The sequence below is a fragment of the Corynebacterium sp. 045007 genome (assembly GCF_040743205.1).
In the GTDB taxonomy this organism is placed as follows: Bacteria; Actinomycetota; Actinomycetes; order Mycobacteriales; family Mycobacteriaceae; genus Corynebacterium; species Corynebacterium jeikeium_D.
Genome location: NZ_JBFLKW010000046.1, coordinates 1 through 785, shown reverse-complemented (window position 1 = coordinate 785; position 785 = coordinate 1). Strand labels below are relative to the sequence as shown.

Here is a 785-nt window from a genome sequence, read left to right as displayed (position 1 = left end):
CCACTTAGCACACCCTTAGGGGCCTTAGCCGGCGATCTGGGCTGTTTCCCTCTCGACTACGAAGCTTATCCCCCGCAGTCTCACTGCCGTGCTCTCACCTCACCGGCATTCGGAGTTTGGCTGATGTCGCTAAGATGATAGTCCCGCTAAACCAACCAGTAGCTCTACCTCCAGGAGGAAACACACGACGCTGCACCTAAATGCATTTCGGGGAGAACCAGCTATCACGGAGTTTGATTGGCCTTTCACCCCTACCCACAACTCATCCCCTCAGTTTTCAACCTAAGTGGGTTCGCGCCTCCACAGAGTCTTACCTCTGCTTCACACTGGCCATGGGTAGATCACCCCGCTTCGGGTCCAGGACATGCCACTAACAACACACTAGTTAGTATTCGCTTTCGCTACGACTACCCCACCAAACGGGTTAACCTCGCGACATGCCGCTGACTCGCAGGCTCATTCTTCAAAAGGCACGCCATCACCCCACAAAAAAGGGCTCTGACGGATTGTAAGCACATGGTTTCAGGTACTATTTCACTCCCCTCCCGGGGTACTTTTCACCATTCCCTCACGGTACTAATCCGCTATCGGTCATAGCAGGTATTTAGGCTTACCGGGTGGTCCCGGCAGATTCACAGCAGATTCCACGAGCCCGCTGCTACTCGGGCAACACACCAATTGCACGCACGAGTGTTTCACGTACCGGACTCTCACCGTCTACGGCAGGACATTCCAATCCACTTCCGCTACACCCACACAACACAACGCAGGACTAGCAGACCCTG

1 rRNA gene is annotated in these 785 nt (G+C 54.5%); it reads right to left on the bottom strand.

Annotation, left to right across the window (positions count from 1 at the left end):
• A 23S ribosomal RNA gene (locus AB1Z34_RS11140) occupies window positions 1-785 on the bottom strand; the annotation flags it as partial.